The sequence below is a fragment of the Paenibacillus oceani genome (assembly GCF_014705615.1).
Classification (GTDB): domain Bacteria; phylum Bacillota; class Bacilli; order Paenibacillales; family NBRC-103111; genus Paenibacillus_AB; species Paenibacillus_AB oceani.
The window spans coordinates 1-20,351 of the sequence record NZ_JACXJA010000013.1; the positions used below are offsets into that span (position 1 = coordinate 1).

The following is a 20,351-nucleotide window of genomic DNA, read 5'->3' on the forward strand; positions in this document are numbered from 1 at the left end:
GATTCCGGGCATCTACATAACCAGAGAGAAGCCGTGAATTGGAGTGATCTGTCAAGGCGGTCCCCTTGCGCAAAGAAGCTTCCCGCCCCACGTTTAAGTGGTTCAGGAAGCTTCCGGATGTTTTGCTTATGGAACTCGGTTGAATTGGACGCGTTCATCGAACATGCTCATGAGATTCCATGCCATGGCTGCGGATTGCGCCCGTGACATCGGGGCTTGCGGATCAAACGATCCATCCGGATATCCGCTGACGATCCCCCTGTCATAAAGCCGCGAAACCGCCTCTGCGGCCCAACCGGAGATGCCCGCCGCATCCGTAAAGACAGACGCCGCATTGCTGCCCCCCTCACGAACAGCGGAATCATCGTGCGTACGATCGGCCTTGCTGCGGCTTAACCGCTCCATCGCCCGATCGACGAGAACTGCCGCTTCTTCACGCGTAACCGGATCGTCCGGCCTTAACCGGCGATCGGCGCCGAACAGCAGTCCGTTGCTAACCGCTTTATCGAGCGTCTCTTTGTACCAAGCACCGCCCGGCACATCGCCGAAGCCGGCGCTCTGCCGCGAATCGAACGACAGCCGTTCGCCCGCTGCCCATTCCAGCAGCCGGATGATAAACGCCGTCATCTCCGCACGGGTGACGCTGCGCTCCGGATCGAACTGCTGCCCGCCAACCCCACCGGCCAAATGCCGGGCGGCCAATGCCTCGACTTGCCTGCGCGCCCAATGCCCCGCCATATCGGTAAACGCCGGCATATAGGCCATGACGGTGTAGATGCCCGGAGCCTCAAGCCGAACGCTTAGCCGCTCCGATGCCGCATTCCAGAAGCCGCCAACGTATTCCCAACCGGACGGATCGCGTCGGCTTTGCTTGTAAACCCCCAGCTTCGTCGGGTCGAGCAGGCCGTTCTTCAGCCGGTCCTTCCAATCGCCCGCCGGTTTAAACTCCGCATCGAACCGGATCCGTCCATCCTTCTTTGCCGGCGGCTCGAAGGCGAACACATACACGATGCCGGCAGGCACATACTTCGAATCGCCCGGCCACGCTCCTTCTTCGCTGCGTCTAACAGCCATTCCGCCTTCGGTTTGTTCCGACACATCGATCCGGTCGGCCGGCCGGATCGACAACTCGCCGCCGAACAGCTCCGTCGCTTCCCGGCCGCCCCATTCGCTCCACGGAATTACAGCTTTATTCGGATCTCCGGCTTGATCGCCGTTATCCGATCCAGAATTCGGATTGGCCGGCGGTATATACCCGCCGCCTGGCGCGCCGCCCGGTGAACCGTCGCCGGGTGAAGCGTCATCAGAAGCCGACGTTCTCCCGGAAAGTTCCACATATCGCGACGCATTGCCAGTCCGGTCAAATGCCGCCAGTTCAATGACGTATGAAGTGTCCGGCGTTAAATCCGGTATCGTATAGTGTTGCTGTCCTCTCGCCACCGTGACACTGCCTAGCGGTTCCGCCGACCCTGCCGCATACCAGGCCAACTCCACGGCGGTGAAATCGGCATCGGACGGATCGGTCCAGTTCACTTTCAAGCTTCGGGTGCCGGCCTCTACGCTCACCCGACGGACCGCTCCCGGCTCCGTCCGGTCAACAGCCGGTGCAGCGGCCAAAGGAACAGCCGCAGCGGTCGCGGCAGCAGATGCATGGCCCGACTTGTCGAAGGCAACGACTTCAATCTCATAAGAAACATCGGCTGTCAAATGATCAATCGTCAGCCATTGGACGCCTGCTGCAACCTCGGCTTCCTGATAGCCGCCGACTCCGGCCGCCTTCCAGCGCACAACGACATGTTCGAGATCATCATCGGCCGGATCGCGCCACACTACCTGAAGCATGCCGTCGCCAGGTATGACCGCAAGCTGTTCAGCTTGCCCCGGAGCAGTCATATCCGCTGCAGTCACCGTTGCGCTCAAGGTGGTATCCTCTACAAGCGGGAGCCCGTTATAGCCCATCGCCAGATGCGACACCGTGACCCGGATCGAAGCGCCCACAGCCAACCGCTGCGTCGGCACGAACTTCACCGTCTTCGCCACCTGCTTGCCTTGGTAGTCCACAGCGCTCATCGACTGCAAAGTCCCTTCGACAGCCGTACCGTCGGCCAGTTGCACGCTTACCGTATCGGCCGTAAGACTGCCAGGCTCCATATAACGGCTGAAGCGCAGCGCCGCAGACTGCCCCCCATCCTCCGAAACAACCGAGACGAATTGAGGCGGATCGGTCGATACCATCGGGATATTCACATCATAGTGAGGAGGCAGCACGATCCGTTCATCGCTGTACGCGGTCACATATCCTTCCTTTTCGTACCGGACCTTCCACTTGCCCTCCGGCACATCCCAGCCGTATTTGCCGTCAGCGTCCGAGAATAAAGGGTTGCTTTGTAAATACTCTTCCGCCTGCCACGTATTCCATTGTCCCTCCGCTTCATTCCACTGCAAGGCGGTCGCTCTCACGCCTTCAATGCGCTCGGCAGGATGGACCTCATATACGTAGCCGCTAGGGTCGAAGATATATTTCGGATTGGCGAGCATCGAACCCAGTTGTTGCTCGAATCTTCGCTTATTCCGGTTCCTAAACTCATCCTCATCAAATTCACATTCGATTTTCATATTTCCCATCACGCTCTTGATTTGCCGAGCCACTTCATTGTCCAGTACGGCGCCGAACAATTGCGAGTTCACAAAAATCAAGGAGGACAGCACCCATCCCGGGGGACCCAGAGCGGCGCCGACGAAGCCGGTGCCTGCCATCATCCACTTGCCTACCTCGGCCAGCATGGCGTTCTCCATAACCTCCTCAATCTTGCGGTGATTTTCCAACGCCTTCTCCATGCTGCAATTATCATAGCATTCATCAATTAACGCCTGCAGATCGTCGAGCGTACTTCGGAAGCCCTTGGAACCGAGCATATTCAGTCCCAAATCCGTGCCGTCCAATACAATTTCGAAGGACGATTTGGCAATCTGCGTGTTTAGAGCGGCAATCCGTACCTTTCCTTTCTTTGACGATGCCGCCACAGCATCCCCGTCATACGGGTTATAACCCGTAATGCGAAGCGTTGCGTGAACGTTGTTTCCTCCAGTTGCAACCCACTTCAAGAGCTTCAATCTGGAATCCCGATGCCCTGTAGGCGCACTTGGGAATGGTGTTCCGCTGCCTGCATGTTTGCTGATGGACGCATCATATCCGTATATGACAGCCCCGTCGCTTCCAATGCTGGATTTCCCTTGTATGTTGTAATCTACATTCCGCTGGGCCGTCATGGTCGCCTTCAACGAAGAACCCGCTCCGAATTCAGGCGTATTGAGCCGCAGACTCCATTTCTCCGTATTGCCCTCCTTCTCGGTTTCCAATGCGCCTGCAGACGGCAGTGAAATTTCCTGCCACCAATGAGGCAAGCTTGCCCGGATCTGCTCTTCAGTTGCGGGCAGCGACTTCAACTGGACAGAAGGAGTATCGTCATACTGGATATAAACCGGATGGTAGGCATTGTATAATTCAATTTCCGATCCGCTGTACAAGGTTGCCGTATACACGCCATCGCTGTCCAGTGAAGCCGGCAGCTCGGTTGGACCAACCAGAAAGCGGATATTGGACACAGCATGCGGGTTGTTGAACCGCGCGCGATAAACGATCGACCCCGGTTCCAACAGAAATGGAAAGCCGGCAATGCCCAAAGAAGGATTATAAGTATAAGCGGTTGTAATTCTTCCAGGATATATACCTTGCATGGAAAACTCGATAATAGCAGGAGCGCGATCGCTATAGAACACTTGCTGTTCCGGTGCATAATACGTCTTTCCCTCATGTTCGGCCAAAGCGGATATCGCATAGCTATGGCTGGACGATACGATTGGCAATTCAGCCGGCATGGACCAATGCCCGGATTGGGGCGCTGTCGCTTGGCCAACCAATACTTGATCCGCATATACCTTGACCACGCTGCCTGCAATCGCTCGCCCTGAAACGAACGTTTGCAGACTGCTTATTTGTTCGGGAGCATTCAGCTGGATCGCGGAGACATCCACCATTGCGCTGCCCAACCCCAATTCATCCCGGACGCCGTCTGCATCCACGGTTATTTTACCGTCAAACACAGCCAAAGCACTGCTATAGTCAGCCGGTATTCTCACGGACATTTGAACTTGCACGGCCTCTTCGGCACCCAGTGCATCTACGAGTTTTACGGAAGCCGTTCGGCCGTTCTGCCTCCAGAATTCCGGTCCGATCGGCTTGTTATTCAACAGGATGCTATCCGCTAAGATTCTCGCTCCTTCCGGCAACGAAACGAACAATTGAACATCGGTTTGACTTGAACCCGATCCATTTCGATATGCGGCATGCAACTGAACCGATTGTCCAACGACAATAGAATCTTGATCCGTATCGAACGCCGCCTGCACATCACCAGGAACATCGGATGGAAGCTGCAACAACCCCAGATCCACCGTATCCCCCGCTCTTACCGCGAATAGTTTCTCGACAACCTCACTTCTGCCAAATTCACCCTTATATACCCTTAAGGAGTAAGTCCCGGCATTGGGCACCGACTCTATAATCGGCACATCATCGACGAATTTTACTTTATCGTAGTAAAACTGGTCCACACCGCTGATCACCCCTACGAAAGTGCCTGAGGCCTCCGCGATCGCCGCGATCACTGTGCCTCCCAACTGGAGGAGTTTGAATTTCCCCTCCACGTCCCGCTCCGATAAGGTGTACGTCTGGCAAGTTCGCAGTAGCGACAGCCGCGACCCATCCACACATAACGTGATCGAATCTCCGCGGACGCCTTCAGGCGTGAATGGAAATTGTTCCACACGCGTTGCTTTGCCGGTCGCATCTCTCAACTCGATTGACAATTTTTTGTAGTCCGGGTGATCTGGGCTGATCTGTCTTTCCTTTTCCCCGGGATACTGCGCAGTGATTTGTATATCAATACTGCCTACTGCAGCGGTTTGAGCTTGCAAATGGTGTGTCAATTGCTCTCCCGTCGCAATGACGGAAGAAGCCTGAACGGCATGGCTGCGATGCGGCAGCACGGAACCCTCGACCTGCGCCTGCCCGTTGAATAGAGACACCCTGTATAGGCCCGCTGCATCCGTCGTTGCGCGAATGGTACGGAATTGATCCGTCTTGACAGGGTCCTGCTGTGTGAATACCAAAGTCATACCGGCAACCGGCTGGCCTTGCTCGTCACTGACTATGCCGGACACCTCGGTGGTCGCCCTTGTCTGCAGCTGCATGCGCTCTTCATGCAGCCCTGCCCCAATTGCAATCGTTAAGCTTCCATCAGGCTGAATATATTCGCTTGGCGCTTGCGAAACGGCCATTGTTATGGTGTCGCCTTGCGCGAAACGGTTCCCTAGATAGACCATACCGTCTTTGTCCGTTCGCTGACTGATCTCTGACTGTGCCAACTTTGCCGTAACGACTGCCCCCGGTATCGGAGCTCCATGCTCATCGGTCACCTTCACCTGCAGTGTCGACATTCCCACCCCGTCGATCGTCTCCCGATGCGTCAGAGAGCCCTTTACCGCAATAGGGCTCATTTGCCGCAATATGCGCCCTGAATATCGCTCCGTCACATAGATTGTATAATCGTCGGCCGGAATTTGCTCGGGGAAGATGTATACGCCGGGTGCGGCAACGGGAAGAACGCCATAGGAATTTCCGTTCGATCCCGCCAACTTCACGATTAGCGATTGAACCGCTTCACCGCCCGGCTGCACCTCGATCTCCAGCTTGCCGCCGACCGGCAAGCCTACCGTGGCACTCATCGTTAATGCATCCGCAGGATCGGCTCCATGCTGCAGCACAGCCATCAGTTCGTTCACGCGCGCAATCCCCAGATTCTCGGCCAACTTCCATTCCCCCGTATAGGTACCCGGGACCGCTTCGACCAGCGGTACAACGGCCTGCATCGCGGCCGGCTGCGCCAGCAGCTGCCCCCCTGCATTGTACCAGCTGTCATAGTGAACGCGTGCCTCCGCTTGCGCACCCGATGCGCCCTGCATCGATATGCGCATCGTCTCGCCCGGTCTCAGTGCCTTGACCTCTCCCCCGAACTGCGGCGCCTCCCATTGCAGCTCGGGCGCCTTGGCCGTACGTTCCGTCGCCGACAGCGGGGTACCGCTCGCTCCGAACTGATCAACGGCCACTACAGACAGCGTATACAGCGTAGCCGCCTCAAGTCCGGCAAACGTATACGCATATGTAGCCGACGTAACCGCAGCCGCCTGCTGGCCGTTCAGCGATACGCGGTATTCGCCGATTTTGTCCGAAGCGGCAGGCCAGCCGACGGTTATCGCGTTATGCTTCACCTCATACACCGCAAGCACGACCTGCTGCGGCCATACCGGCGGCAAGCCGTCATGATCGGGCGGCGCATCCGGCAGCTTGAACGATCCCGTCAGCTTGGCGATTTCGTTTTCGCCGGCATCGAACGCTTGCACATCCGCCGTATATGCCCCGCCCGGCGTCAAGCCCGCAATAGTCGCCTCCGGAGCCGCCATCGCCGCCCCGCTTACGATCGCGTCGGCCACGTAATCGCCATTGCCGTCGCGAATGATGACGATGTAAAAATTGACCGCCCCGGTATACGGCTTCCACTGCAGCTTAACGCCGCCCTCATCCGCGAACGTCGTCGTCAAATCGCCATACGTTTGCCACGGCGGCCCTGCATTCCATTGATTCAGCACGAACGTTTTCTCCAACTGGCCGATATATACATCCCCCGGGGCATACGCTTCGACTATCAACAAATACGTTTCCGACTCGTCTAGACCGTATACGGTTCGCTCTGTGTCGGCGGACGTTTTGTACCATGCCGGGAAGGCACCCCGCACGCCTCCCGCATAAAGCAGAGCATTGTAATATTGAACCGTCCGATTCGACGGCGGCGTCCAACCGATGGTCAGCGGATCTTGACCCGCGTATTGAAGCGTCAAATCCGCTTCATCGGCCCACGTCCCCCCTCCTTCCGCATAAGCGTACCCGTCTCCCGATCCCGGAAGGAGGAACACCTGTACCAACATCGCCGCGATCATAAGCAGGGTGACACGCTTTCGCATCCTCGTCGTGATCAACACCATCAACTCCCGCCTTTCCTTCATTAATAGAAGCCCCTTTCGACTCGAATTGGCCATAAGAACAAAAAAAAGCTCGCGCATCGTTCGCGCGGGCTGCTCGGGCCAATTTGACCATATCATGGAGCTATTTTGCATGAATATAATCATTTGAAATGATTATTTTGCTTCCTGTATTGCCCCGGCGTCAAGCCGGTCACCCTTTTGAAAACACGGATAAAGTTCTGTGAATTATTGTAACGCACCCGTTCGGCGATTTCCGCCACCTTCAGCTCGGTTTCGCCGAGCATCTGCTTCGCCCGCTCTATCCGGTACGAAATCATGTAGTCCGTAAAGGTCAATCCGACTTCATGCTTAAACTGCTGGCTGAGCTGCATATCCGACAATCCGAACCGTTCGGCGACGAGACCAAGCGACAAATCCTGATCGTAATGCCGGTGAATGTAATCCAGGACGGGAGCGATCCCTTGCGTCTCCCGTTCTTCCGGAGGCTTGCGGCCCGCAACGATCCGCCTCAAGACCGCCGGGAACAGCTCGCTTTTGAACCATATCTCGATTTCTTCCGCGCTTTTCATTCCGTAAAGCTTCGTATATCCGTTATACGGCAGCAGCGAAAGCTGCGTTCGCATCCCAAGATCCGATAACGTCTGATAAGCAGCCGTGAGCAGCATTGCATACGACTGCAGCATTTGGTCGTACGTGAGCGTCTCGTTGCCGATCAGATCGGACGTAAAACCGTATAGTGCGGCTTGCGCTTTCTCCGCGTCCCCCAGCTTCAAACCGGCCATCACCGCTTTCTCCTGCTCCAAGGGGTAAATCGTCTCAACCGAATGAGCGCGTATCGATTCCAGCGTATATACGCGGCCCCCGCCAGCCGCCAGCCGATGCTGTACGGCCTGCTTCCCCTCTTCGAACGAGATATGAACCTCCGCGGCACTCGCACATGTCTCGCCGACCCCTATCGTCACGACTTGGCCCAACTTGCGATCGATCTGCTCCAGCAACTGCTCTGCCGTTCTTATCGTCTCCTGCCGGACCGAAGCCTGCTCCTCCGACTCGTGTACGAATACGCCGGCAATTCGATCGGGAGCGATTCGTATGAGATGCCCCCGGATACTCCCTTCTGCCATGCGCTGCGCTTCCCCGATGATCCGCTCCAGCCATTCCCTCGCATCCGTGTCGGAATAACGGCGGGAATCGTTCCATTCCATACAGATCGCCGTATAGCCGGACCGTTCGACGGAGACCCCCATTTCCTCCAACTGTTTGATATCCTCCGGCGACAAAGGCTCCGTAAGCCATTTTCGGACAAAATGTGTCCTCAGCTCCGGAAGCGACTTCTGAACTTGACGCTGCAGCTTGTCGTTTCTCGACTGCATCGACTCCAGCAAAGCGCGGACTTTTACGTACAAGGTTGAGGCCAACAGGAGCGAAGCGGCTAGCGCAATGCCGATCAGAACCAGACATACAGCGAGAACCGCCCTCTTGATGTTCCGAATATGTCCCGTCAATTCCTCGTAAGGAACGATGGACACATACTGCCACCCGTTGAGGGGAGATTGCAGCCCGTGAACGAGCATGTCCCGGCCGTCCAGTTCAAGCCTCGATACGTTGCCGGATGTTCCGTTATTGTTCTGGCTTAGCAGATGCCTGACCTTGTCCGTCTGATTGCCACCGAGCAGCTTGCGCGCGTTAGGATCCGCATACAAGTGCCCGGAAGACGTCACAAACAGCATGCCGCCCGTCTCTCCGAACTCCATATGGCGAAAAACGTCCAGCAGCACTTCCTCGCGAATGGTGACGATGAAATAACCGAGCGGCTGCTCGAAGGCAGCCGGGATACGGCGAACCCATGCAATACCGTCCGGCGCTCCTTCCGAATCCGATACATCGGTTACATGGGTTGCGACCCGGTCATGCCAAAATACCGGCCTGCCGTTATCGTGTAACGCCTGCAGCAGCCCTTCGTTCAGCACCTTCCCCGGATCGCGCTCTACGCCGCCCGCCGTTACGACTGCCTGCGGCTTGACCATGTACAAATAAACTACCTCGGCCTGATCGATTAACGTTTCCATGGAAGCAAGCACCGTCATTACTTGACTTAGCTCGAATTCATTTCCCGTCAGACGGCCTTCATGAAGAAAAACTTGAAGGCCGTCGTCCAGCAGTTGCTGGACGGCAATACGATCGACATCCTCGATCATGCTTTCGATCCGTTCCTGTACGTGCTTCATCGTCGCCCGATTCGTTTTCGCAACTTCCTCCATCAGACTGCTCTCCGCGATCGAATAGGTCAGCGCCCCTACGGCCGCAACGGGAATGATAGAGATAAGCGCCGCCGCAATCCATATTTTCAGCCGGATCGAAGCTGTTCTCCCCCTGTACAAAAAACGCCCCATCATCGATTCGTTTCCTTCTTCCGAGAACGATACCACTCATTCACCTCGGCGGTAGCCCTCTCTCCGCCCTTATCCAGCCATTCCCGGCGAAACTCCTCGAAGGCCCCTTTCGATAAAACACCCCGGACATAGTCGGTGTCGAAGCTTCGAATTTTTTCCGTATAAATCGAACCTATCGTCAATTGAACCGGAGCAACATACCCCAGCGCGGGATTGCTCACTCCTTGGTCCCGCACGAGATCAAGCATCTCCTTTTGCCGGGCCTGGACTTGCTCCGGAGCGTCATAGGAGACATACACATAAGGATCGTATGCATTCATCGAGAACAAAGAATCGACGCCCTCCGAAGCGATCTTGCCGCGGTCCAGCAAGACCCCTTCATTTGCATCGACGATATGGTGCACCCCCTCCAGTCCGTACAATTTGACGTACGTCCCTTCGTCGCCCGCCTGCCAATCCAGAAACTCGACGATCCGCTTTACTTTCTCTTCCGGTACGGACTTGGGGATTAAGAACATACCGTAAAATCCGATCTTCTCCTCGAACCCGAATGCTCCCGTCGGCCCGATCGGCGGGCCGGCCATCACCAGCTCCGTATTCGGATCATTAGCGGACAGCTCTTCATGAAACCAGGCGTAGTTCGTAATCGGAGCAATGATGATTCCCGTTTTCCCCTCTACAAACCGTTCCCACACTTGCGTTGGCTTCAAGACGGAAAAGTCCGGATCGATGCCTCCCGCTTGGTACAACCGCCGCAGCCAATCGAGATACGCTTGTTGTCCCGGCGAAATTCGGCTTGCCATCAACAGACCGTCTTCCATGACGCGCCAGCCATTGCCCGTATCGAAGGCGTATTTCAACTCATGAAGGTAGTCGAGCCCTTTGCCTGCGGCAAAACCGTACGTATCGTTTTTGCCGTTGCCGTCCGGGTCGTTCTTCGTGAACAGAACCGCCGTGCGGTAATAATCGTCGATCGTCTTCGGCATAGGCAACTGCAGACGGTCCAGCCAGTCCTTGCGGATCATGACGGCTCGGTCGACCCTCGCCCTCGGCCGGGGGATGCCGTAAAGTTTGCCGTCCATTTTCGCGTTATTCCATATTTCCTGCGGCAGCTTCCGCAAGTTCGGCGCTTGCTCGATATACGGATCGAGCTCGTGAAACATCCCGCTATGAATGAGACCAAGCAAATCGGATGAAGGAAACGACGTCCAGACGAGGGCATCCGGCGTTTTCCCCGACAAGACGGCCGTCTTCAACTTGGCCTGATAACTGTTGATCGGAATCGCCATCGGCTTGTAGTCCATATTGAACATCCGCTCGATGTACTTCCATACCTCCGACTTTAACGGTTTATTGCCATACAACGGGTACATGATGCTAATCGCCATGCGCTCGTCTTGCCGGTCCGAGAGGTTCGTTTCTCCCGCTTCGTTTCCGCTGCAGCCTCCAAGCGCAAAAGCAATCCATGCCGCGATCAGTACTACCAACAGCGGCTTATACCTCGTTCGAAAAGTCTCCGCTATACGTTCACCCATTTCAGATAACCTCTCCTCGAGTGTGAACCCTAATCTTATTTTGGAATATTATAGCATGAATTGCTCGTTAAAGGGCCTTTGCGGCAAAACTACATGCAATAGGTTGCAACACCTTGCCCGGGCAGTGGTTCGTCTCCGACGGCATATTTGTTCCATGCGCTAGGCACCTCTGCGTATGTAGCGGAAAGCTCCGATCCCACTTCCTTAAAGTCTCCGTTGTTCAGAAGACTTCCCACTGTCCCGACAGCTTGATGACATCCTCGTGGATTGGAGCAGCCGGTTTTGGAAACCATAGAAGTCAACCTGGTATAGATTTCGTTTGTCTACAACCGCTTTTCCCATCTCGGGTAATGGGTATCTTCTCTTTCGGTAGCTTTCCGGGAGTGATCCCGTTGGACTTCTTCTATTTGCAGGAAAAGAAAAAAGCCGCTCGATAGCGACTTATGGTAAAATATAGGTTGTACAACTGAACTTGGGCGGCGCGTATTCCTCCGGAAAGGGGGAATGCGTATGAATTTTTCGTTGCATGAAGTGATTTTGCCCTTCGATGTTCCTTCTCGCGCTTCTGACCTACCTGAAACGAAAATAACCCGCCCAGGTTAGAGCCACGGGTAACGGGTTATTTCCTACAAGTATTACATACTCAGGAGGAACCCCGCCCAAGTGTTTGTACAGGGAGTCGGCGGCAACCGGCTCCTGTTTTCTATTCTAAGCATATCATCCTGGAAATATGCTGGCAAGCCACATATTAAGCTTATATATTCAAGTAGAGTACCCGCCGGAAGATTCAGAGAAGTTCACCGGCCTAGCCGTGCTTTCCCAGTACTTACCCGCGCAGGTCATCGAATCCTCCCGCCATACAGTCCCTGACCAGCTCGTCGACAAATGCTTCTTGATGCACCTTGCTGCCCATCCGCCGCATATGGCCGCAAAGCTGCGAATCCCAGCCGATCTCCGTACTCTCCAGCTTCATCAGCTCGCTGTCGTCAAATCTCGGTCCAGGGATCGCATTCGCCGCCGCTTGATAGGTGGCGCTATCGAAACGCCAGGGGACGAATCGGCCGGGGAACAGCCGTGCCATCGTCTCTCCCATCGCCAAACCTTTCAAATCGAAATCCCCGGAATACACGATCTTGCACTCTTCTCCCGATGCTTGCAGGATGAGCTGAATCCACCGGATCGCCGCCGCGCTGGCCGGACCGCTCGTACAGATCAGTGCCGGAGGATCGCCGGCGGCAGGAACAGGCTCGCGTATCGAATCCAGGATCGTAGAGAACACCGCCGGATTCTCTACCACATAGATGTGGGAGCACCGTGAAAGGTGACCGGCCGCCTCCACTTGCCGAAGCGTCCAGACCGCAGGTGAAGCCGGGAGGCCGGGTTTCGGCACATACCAGTGAACGATGGACGAAATATCGTCATCGAGAATGCCGAAGCTGCGATACAGCTCCCGGAGCCGCAGCGTATCCGAACCATCCTCTTCCTCCATCCGTTCTTCCGCCGTTTCCTCCGTCTCCTCCGCTCCCGATTGCTGCGCTCGCAATACGGAAATAAGCAGCCTGCCGGCTGGCCGGTTCGCATCCAGCGCATGAGCGTCCCCGCTGCAGCGCGCCGCCAGGACAGGAAGACGGACTGCCGCCTTCTCTACCTTGTGCGCACGGTCCCCGGCAAACAGCAGATTCAACGCCCGAACGACAATATGCAGCGAAGCCGAGGCGAGATCAGCATCGGTCTTGTACAGATCCCGGACCATACGAACGCCAGCGCCGAAGCCTTCTTCAAGTTGCGACAACCACTCGCAGCCGACAGAGGATTTCGTATCGCCCGTCAAATCCCGGACCCCGCGAACGAAACGGGTCCATTCCGTATCGTGAATATGCCGCTTCTCCTGCTTGGACAGCAGCGGCTTGCCCTCCAGGAGAGTGTGCAGCTCCACAATCCCTGTGGCGAAGGCCGACTCGCGCAGTTCCCGCTCGAACAGGCTCAGAGGAATCTCCGCCCGGTCGCCTAATCGCAAGTCCCAACCGAAGAACGCATTCAGCGCCTCGCATTCCTCGTCCGATACCTCGGGCACCATCGCTTTACCCCCGATTCTTCCCAGGCTTTCGTATTTCCTCCAGACCGCCTCCAGCATCCTTCGATAGGCCCGCCGGTTGAAAAACGCCATCGTCTTGCGGGCAATCCCGGCATCTGTCGTGATCGTCATGAGGCGCTGTCATCATCCTTCACATATTCTTTGATCCGGCCGTTCCACCGGTAGCGGAACAAGGTGACGAAGTCCACATCCTTCGGACGATAGATTTCATAGATCGCCAATCGGGGGACGGTATCGTAACAGCCCCACAACACCTGCGACGTCATCATGTAATCGAAGCCCATCTCCGTAAGCAGCTGGAACATGTCGCGCATATTCTCCTCGTCCACACCCGCGAACGCCTCGTCCAGCGAGATCAGTCGCGGGGCCTCGGCCCGCGCGTCGGAGTATCTCGACCATGTCGCCGCGAACAACGGGATGTACATAGCCATCGCCTTCTCCCCGCCGCTCAGCACATTAAACCTCGAGTCCGTCAGCGGCCGGTAAGCAGTCTGCTCGCCCTTCCGGTATTTCAATTCGAACTGGAACCAGTTGCGGTAGTCGAGCACCTCGTACAGATGTTTGCGCAGCGACTCCTTCTCGCTTTGCGCACTTTGCTTGGCGTATCCGATCTGTGAACGGAAGTGCCGGATCATCGCGTCGATTTCGTCCTCGCGCAGCCGGTGCGAATCCCGCTTGAGAAGCTCGACCAAGGCGGACGTGTCCATCTGCTGTTCGTTCTGGGCCGCCCGCGGCTCCCAATCCAGCTTAAGACGCAAACCGCTGGACGTATTGCGCTCCTCCATCAGACGGTTCATCCGCTTTACCCAAGACTCGGCGCGGTGTATGCGCTGACGGATCGCCTTGCCGACGCTGCGGAGAATGATCTCTTCGTACAGCTCACGGTCTTTCTCGCTGAGCAGAGCGCTTTGCTCGAACTCATCCCGCTTCAATTCTTCGGCGAGTCGAAGAGGAGGCTGGGGATTGGAGCGGTCCCGTTTGGACGTAATGACGATTCTCCCCGTATCTTCTTCAATGTCCGATTCCAGCACATAGTCGGTTAAAATGCTGCGTACCTCGTTGTAATGCTCCAGAAGCGTATTTTTGACCGTATCGGCATTTTTCCCTTCAAAAAACCCGTCATAGCGCTGCTTGATTTCTGCGGACAGCCGGACCGCAGCCTGGCGCTCGCCGTCCGGAACGTAAGCCTCCCGCCATTCCTCGACCAGATTGCGGCGCATCTCCCTGTGCCAATAGGCGACAGCTTGCTCCAGTTGACGTTCGAGCCCCTCTTCCCGTTCCCGGTACAGTTGCAAGCTCGCATCGGCTCTCGCGGCTGCGTCCTTCGCCTGCTCCAGCCTGTCGCTAGCAACTTTCCTCGCCTTGCCGTTCCGCTCCCGTTCCGCCTTCAGCGACTCGATCCGGGCGACGAGATCGTTCAGCCCCAGCTCATCCATCAATTGGCGCAGCGTATCCGCTTTTTTGCGCAGCGTCCGGCTGTTTTCATCGAGCTCATCCAGCAAAATCTCGTCATCCTCGATCGCTTCGTCCGTGGACAGCTTCTCTTCCTGCAAACGCGCAATCCGTTCCGCCGTTTCCGTGCTTCGTCTCCACGCCGAGTGCAGCTCGCCGATTCCGCTCTCGTAATCCCGCGCCAACGCCGCGGCTTCCTGCAGCTCCTTCTCCCGCTTCAGCCGCGTCCAGCCGGCGGTCAACTCATGCAATTGCCGCTGAATGTCGCGCCATTGCAGCGACTTTTCTTTAAATCGCTCCAGCACCCGGTTCTCTTGCTTCAAAGCGGCTTCGAGCCGGTATGTGGCTTCCAGCAGCGATTGCAAGCCGGTCTCCAGCTCCCCGCACGCAGGGAACGACGCTCCTTCAGTCTGCACCGCCGCATCTTGCTCCTGAATGTCCGCGATCGCACGGTCCAGCTCCTCCATGTCAAGAAGCACCGCATCCAGCTCTTGCCGGAGCCGGGCGATCTCTAGCAGCCTGGTCTGTCTGCGCGTCTCCTTGCCGATATATTCTGCACGCGTTTTGCCGTCTGCCGCTCCCATCAGCGGGCCGAGCCGGAATGTCCCGGCCCCGGATAAGGCCCCATCCTTCGCTTCGCTGCCGCTCAGATCGCCGTCCTCTATCCAGCGAAACGTCCGCAGGACGGCGTCGATCGCTTCTGCGTTCAGACCGCACTGCTCCGATGGCGACGGCCGGAGAATATCGGCGAGTGTATAACCGAGCTCTACAGGCTGCGGCACGATCCACATCTCTTCCTGCCCGTCCGCAAGCGTGCCTACACGCCCGTCCGGCGATATCCAGGCGTCGAGCAGCCCGGCGAGCTCCAGCGCCTCCTCGATCCGCGCCATGCGCCGCTCATCCATGCCGTCCCGGAAATCGCACACTTCGTACAGAGGAGCCCCATCACCGGCTTCCCGCATCAGACGGTGTCTGGCGCGCGCCTCGCTCCGCTGCGGCTCCGGCTCGCGGCTCGCTTCCCAGGTCCGGATCTCTTCCGCAATATGCGCCTGCTTCCCCGCAAGCTCCTTCCGTTTATACTGAAGCTGCATCCGTTCGCCCGCGAGCTGCTCCCGCCTCGCAGCAAGAGAGAGGAGCATCGGGGCCCGAACCGCCTCAAGCGATCTCGACTCCGGTCCATATGCGGTTACCGCTTCGAACGTCTCCCGAACGCGCTCCTGATCGAAGGGCAGCTCGACAAGTCCCGCTCGCCAGGATACAATCGCTTCGCGAAGCGATTCCTTGCCCGCATCCAGCCTTCTCGCGGCATCTCCGCGTTCCCGCTCGCGCTCGTCGCGCTCCCTGCGAACCTCGCCGAGTTCATGCTCCAGCTCCTGCACGAGCCGGGCCGCCTCTCGTTCCTCACGCGATTGGCCCAGAGCCGCCTCCAGCCGTTCGCGATGTCCGCGCAGATCCCTTCGCCACGGCTCTCTCCAGCTGTCGTCGCCGGGCTCGTCCGATTCCCAGTATCGATGGTAGACCGGATGTTCGGCAAACTCGATATCCTGCGCAATCGATTCGAGATCCTGAAGCGCCTCTTGCTGCTCCGATCGATACGCGCGCCGCTTGAACTCCGCATTTTCCAGCTCCCGCTCCACCGCAGTTAACTTGGCGCGAAGCTTCCCGATCCGATCCCGGGCCAGCTCCAGATGCTTGAGCGTATCCTCCAAAGAGGACGTTGCCGCTTCCAGCTCGCGCTGCTTGCCGATCGCTTCATGCTTCTCGAGCACGTCCAGTTCGGCCGTCGCTTGCCGGATCGCGGATTCCGCCTGCGCGATGTCAGCCTCGGCCGCCCCCTTCGCCTCCTCCGCCTGCGCCAGCGATGCTTCGAATTCCGCAGCCCGGCGGCGCAGCTCGCTATGCTCGGCATTCCGTTCCAGGACCAGCACCGACTGATTGTACAGCGTCCGCCTGTTATAGCGGTCATAGGACTCTTGAAGCTTGTTCATCTCCTTCATATGGAGACGAAGCTCGTCCAGCCGGTCCGCGATCTGATCCATGTCCTCCAGCACTTCCGACAGCGGCCGCAGATCATCCTCCTGCAGCGGCGGCAGCGAGCCGTGAAGAATGTCGTAGATCGCCGTAGGTTTGAAGTCTTTGGACAGCTTCGGACTGCGCAGTTGGATCATCAGGTGCAGCAGATCCTGGTACGCTTCGGCATCGGCGAAGCCGAACAGATGCTTGTTAACCATATCCCGGTACGACGATTGGTCCTGAACGACCTGCCCGCCGGACCCGATCGCCTTCTCCAGCTCCTGTCTGCCAAGCGGGATGCGCGTATGATGCTCCAGCCAGTGATGGCGGTCATACAGCCAAAAATCGTTGCCGATCGTCCGCCCGTCGTCCAGCAGGAAGCCCCAGAACTGAACCTGGGCCGCCCCCCGGCGGGCCCGCAGCCCGATGCCGATCGTTTTCGTCAAGCCGCGGTCCGGATTTACGAACTCCATCCACAAGTACCCGGTCACATCGGTTTTGCCGCTGTCCGCCTCGCCGAGCAAATAAAACTCGATTCTCCGGTCTCGCGAGCCGAACGGGTCGAGCCGGTGCGGGCGCTTGTCACCGTCAAGCACGAGCGGGAGAAAGCTTTGCATCGTAACCGATTTGCCTGAGCCGTTAGCCCCGCGAAGAATAAGGCGGCCTTCCTCCAGCTCGAATATTTCCTCGTCGTAATACCAGAAGTTGAGAATACCGACCCGGCCCATACGCCAGCGGCCGGCCGATTCGTTTTCACCCGCGATATGAATTGCCACGTACGTTAGCACCTCATCTTTCCTGTCTGAATTCGACTACACATCCGCCATGTCGTACATCCCGTTCCATCGGGACACTACCGGTGATATCAGGAAATGGCCTGCATCCTCCCACTCTCCCAGCCGCCACTGTTCCATATGCGCGAAGACCAGCTCCGCCAGTTGGGCGGAGGACGACGTCCGAAACTCTTTGCTCCAATAGTCCTGATGGCGTTCTTGCAAGCGCAGCAGGATGCCCTCCAGCTCCGAGCGTTCCAGGCGAATCGATCCGTCCGCTTCCGCGTATCGCCCCGAACCTTCCAGGCCGAGCTGTCTGCGCAACTCGCCGGCGATCAGCAGCACCAGGTCGGAGACGCCGGAAAGCGTCGGGAACAAGACCGCTTCGCTCGTCGGCTCCGGATAGAAGAACAGCAGGCCTTCCCTGTACCTCCGTCCTTCCAGACCGAGCATGCGCTGCAAATGATCCATGATCGATCTTCGCTGCGTCAACACATAAGGCAGCGATTCCGCGTCCCAATGACGATCCAGCACGACCGGCTCGAGCAGAAAACGGCGATAGACGCGGTGCCGTCTGCGGATATTATCGCCATCCGGCGTATTGGCGTACAGAATCGGCTCGCTGAGCTCCTCCATCCGGCTGTAGGTCGTCAGATCCTGGGGAAATCGGCGCAGTACGTAGCGGGAATGCGGCGAACATTCGTACAGCACATTTCTGCTCTCGCTTTGCGCCCAGTCCCCCTCGTCGCCGTCTACCGCAATCAGCACGCCGAGCGAGCTCAGCTTCTTCAGAGCCCGGGCCATGGACAGCCTGTGATGGTAATGCCGCCAATCCGCCTCCAGACCGACAGCCGCCAGCTGCTCTCTTACTTCCTCGACGACGTCGGAGAGCAGAAACTGATCCATCTCCGTTTTGCCTTCCAGGAACCATAAGGCATAAGTGAAAAAAACATAGTCCCGGATCTCGCGAAACTCCTCGAAGCCCATCCAGGGGTGCGCCACGACCGGCGTCCGCTCCAGCTTGGCCAAGCTTCGCGTCATCAGCAGCGGAAAACCGGCCTGATCCATAAACCAGTCCCGCAGCTCTTCGTAGTGGTCCTTGATGGAGAAATACAGCTCCTGATCGTCCTCCTTCAAGATCCACGGCCGGTTCAGTAGCGCATGAACACAAGCCTGCTTCCGCTCCGCGATTTGCGCCGAAGTCGCCTCCGAACGAATCGACCGCCTGGCCCGTCCGATTGCGGACCCGCCATTGTTACTCATTCGGAAGCCCCCCTTCTCCCGCTGCCGCGACTTCTCTGACCGCATCCGTCAACGCAAACGCCAGCTCGTAATCGGGAAGATGAAGCTCCCCGTCCTCCGACACCAGCACAGTCCGTTCCGGGGTGTCGCTGTTCAGCATCGCAATTCTGACACCTTCCGGCGTTACAAAGGCATGCTTCGGCGCCGAGCTGCAGCGGCCGATCCATTGCAGCAGCCGAAGGCGCGTTTTGGGCGGAACGGTCCCGAGCTCGGAGATTCGCAGGCGGCCTCTTCCGATGAGACCGCTGATTTCCTCCCATTCCTCCGCCTGACGCTGCAGGAACGACTCCCGCTCCCTCCGCTTCCGTTCTTCGTTCTCGCGAACCGGCTCCGTATCCTGCTTGCCGGTTCGTTTGCGGCCGCGCGGACGAAGCATCTGGATCGTCGGCACTTCATCCCACATCGACTGATCCGCGCGGTCGGAATGGCGCAGATCCTCACCCTGAAGATGACGGGACCGGAACAAGCCGAAGGCGAGCCCCGCCAGCCTGTGCGCATCGTCCAGGTTGTCCAGCCGCGCGAACCAGCCTGCCAGATGTTCCAGCTCCTTCTTCCGGCTTACACCCGACCGTTTCCGCTCCTGCATCCGAATGACGCTTCTCACAATCCGTGCGATCGCTTCCTTCGTGGCCCTCTCCAGCAAGGTCAGCTCGGAAGGCGAATTGCCCTCTCCCAGAAACCAGCGCCGCAAATTGTTCCAGCCCTGATGCAGTTCCTGAAGCAGCGTTTCCTTGGAAGGCATCTCCTCCAGCCGCGGCTTGGCAAGCTCCGCCTCCGCCACCTGCTCCAGAAACAGGTCGCGCACGCCTTCGGAAATGTTCTCCAGATTGCCTTCGATTTTGTACGCGCTTCGCTGCAGCGCCTGAATAAAGTTTTGCAAGTAATTGGTCAGCCGGTCCTTGAACACGAGAAAAGATTCCGCCACCATCATCTCTTCCGCTTTGGCGGTTTGCAGACTGGCGATGTAGTCGGCCGCATTTTCATGAAGCCGCTTGAATGCATCGTACAGTGTCGTCCATAACTCCAGCGCAGCCTCGGGCGAAGTTTCCACAGCCAATCTCCGAATCTCGAACAGCTTCTCCGCGATGGAATCGAACAAGGTAGACTCCAGCGAGCCGCCATAGCCGGTCACTCTCTCCAGCGTTTCCAGCAGTCTCTCGATCTCGATCGAGTAGGGACGAAGCAGGTACTGCATCTTTTTCTTCATATATTCCTCAAGCGTCGACGCGCGTCCCCCATCATGCCGCGAGGCCAGATTGCCCCATTCCGCGAGCTGTTCCAGATCGGCCAGGCATTGCTCGATCGTGTAGTCCGGAAGCACTCCCCACTTGACGACTTCCGTCCATACTTCCTCCGGCTTCATCCAATACTTGAGCCTTTTGTACTCTTGATAGAAAAAACGCATAATCGCGCGATAACGGACTACATTCTCGGCATTCACATACTTCAGCTCGGGCACGCTTCGCAGCGATTGAAGAGATACTCCCAAATCCGACATCATCTGCCCTCCTATCCCTGACAACTTCTTTCAGCCGGTATTCCCCATGATTCGCAAACTAACCCGGATAGTGAGGCTGTCGATTCATTGAGTAGAAGTGTTAACAGGCCGTTCCAAGTGAAAAGTTACCTTCTTCTGCTCAAACAGGTTGTCCGGAATCCCTTGATTGAATAAGGATGGTAAGGTAGG

At 57.3% G+C, this 20,351-nt stretch carries 7 protein-coding genes; all 7 read right to left on the reverse strand.

The annotated features are described in order from the left end of the window. Nucleotides 1-126 precede the first annotated feature (126 nt). The 7 genes from IDH45_RS10965 to IDH45_RS10995 all read right to left on the reverse strand — a co-directional run bounded on the left by IDH45_RS10965 (nucleotide 127) and on the right by IDH45_RS10995 (nucleotide 20,162). The gene (locus IDH45_RS10965; RefSeq protein ID WP_190927484.1) at nucleotides 127-7,122 is read right to left on the reverse strand and encodes an S-layer homology domain-containing protein; all 6,996 of its coding nucleotides are present in this window, start codon (nucleotides 7,120-7,122) and stop codon (nucleotides 127-129) included. A gap of 119 nt (nucleotides 7,123-7,241) precedes the next feature. Beyond that, nucleotides 7,242-9,497 carry a helix-turn-helix domain-containing protein gene (locus IDH45_RS10970; RefSeq protein ID WP_190927486.1) on the reverse strand — a complete coding sequence of 752 codons (2,256 nt, stop codon included), beginning with the start codon at nucleotides 9,495-9,497 and terminating at the stop codon, nucleotides 7,242-7,244. Beyond that, complete coding sequence (locus IDH45_RS10975; protein ID WP_190927488.1) at nucleotides 9,494-11,029, reverse strand: extracellular solute-binding protein; 1,536 nt, start codon at nucleotides 11,027-11,029, stop codon at nucleotides 9,494-9,496. The genes IDH45_RS10970 and IDH45_RS10975 overlap by 4 nt, the downstream gene beginning before the upstream one ends. Nucleotides 11,030-11,855: 826 nt before the next feature. Continuing rightward, complete coding sequence (locus tag IDH45_RS10980) at nucleotides 11,856-13,235, reverse strand: TIGR02679 domain-containing protein (protein WP_190927490.1); 1,380 nt, start codon at nucleotides 13,233-13,235, stop codon at nucleotides 11,856-11,858. After that, nucleotides 13,232-17,365: a TIGR02680 family protein gene (locus tag IDH45_RS10985; RefSeq protein ID WP_317891189.1), complete on the reverse strand. Its 4,134-nt coding sequence runs from the start codon at nucleotides 17,363-17,365 to the stop codon at nucleotides 13,232-13,234. Before IDH45_RS10985 ends, IDH45_RS10980 begins: the two co-directional genes overlap by 4 nt. 36 nt (nucleotides 17,366-17,401) lie before the next feature. Beyond that, nucleotides 17,402-18,625: a TIGR02678 family protein gene (locus IDH45_RS10990; protein ID WP_190927492.1), complete on the reverse strand. Its 1,224-nt coding sequence runs from the start codon at nucleotides 18,623-18,625 to the stop codon at nucleotides 17,402-17,404. Then, nucleotides 18,618-20,162 (reverse strand): TIGR02677 family protein, encoded by a 1,545-nt coding sequence (locus IDH45_RS10995; protein ID WP_223836557.1) that lies wholly within the window; start codon nucleotides 20,160-20,162, stop codon nucleotides 18,618-18,620. The genes IDH45_RS10990 and IDH45_RS10995 overlap by 8 nt, the downstream gene beginning before the upstream one ends. Nucleotides 20,163-20,351 lie beyond the last annotated feature (189 nt).

Bases quoted from the DNA above. Each gene is read 5' to 3' on its own strand.
- IDH45_RS10965 (WP_190927484.1), bottom strand. From the start codon at position 7,122: ATGAAGGAAAGGCGGGAGTTGATGGTGTTGATCACGACGAGGATGCGA.
- IDH45_RS10970 (WP_190927486.1), bottom strand. From the start codon at position 9,497: ATGATGGGGCGTTTTTTGTACAGGGGGAGAACAGCTTCGATCCGGCTG.
- IDH45_RS10975 (WP_190927488.1), bottom strand. From the start codon at position 11,029: ATGGGTGAACGTATAGCGGAGACTTTTCGAACGAGGTATAAGCCGCTG.
- IDH45_RS10980 (WP_190927490.1), bottom strand. From the start codon at position 13,235: ATGACGATCACGACAGATGCCGGGATTGCCCGCAAGACGATGGCGTTT.
- IDH45_RS10990 (WP_190927492.1), bottom strand. From the start codon at position 18,625: ATGAGTAACAATGGCGGGTCCGCAATCGGACGGGCCAGGCGGTCGATT.
- IDH45_RS10995 (WP_223836557.1), bottom strand. From the start codon at position 20,162: ATGTCGGATTTGGGAGTATCTCTTCAATCGCTGCGAAGCGTGCCCGAG.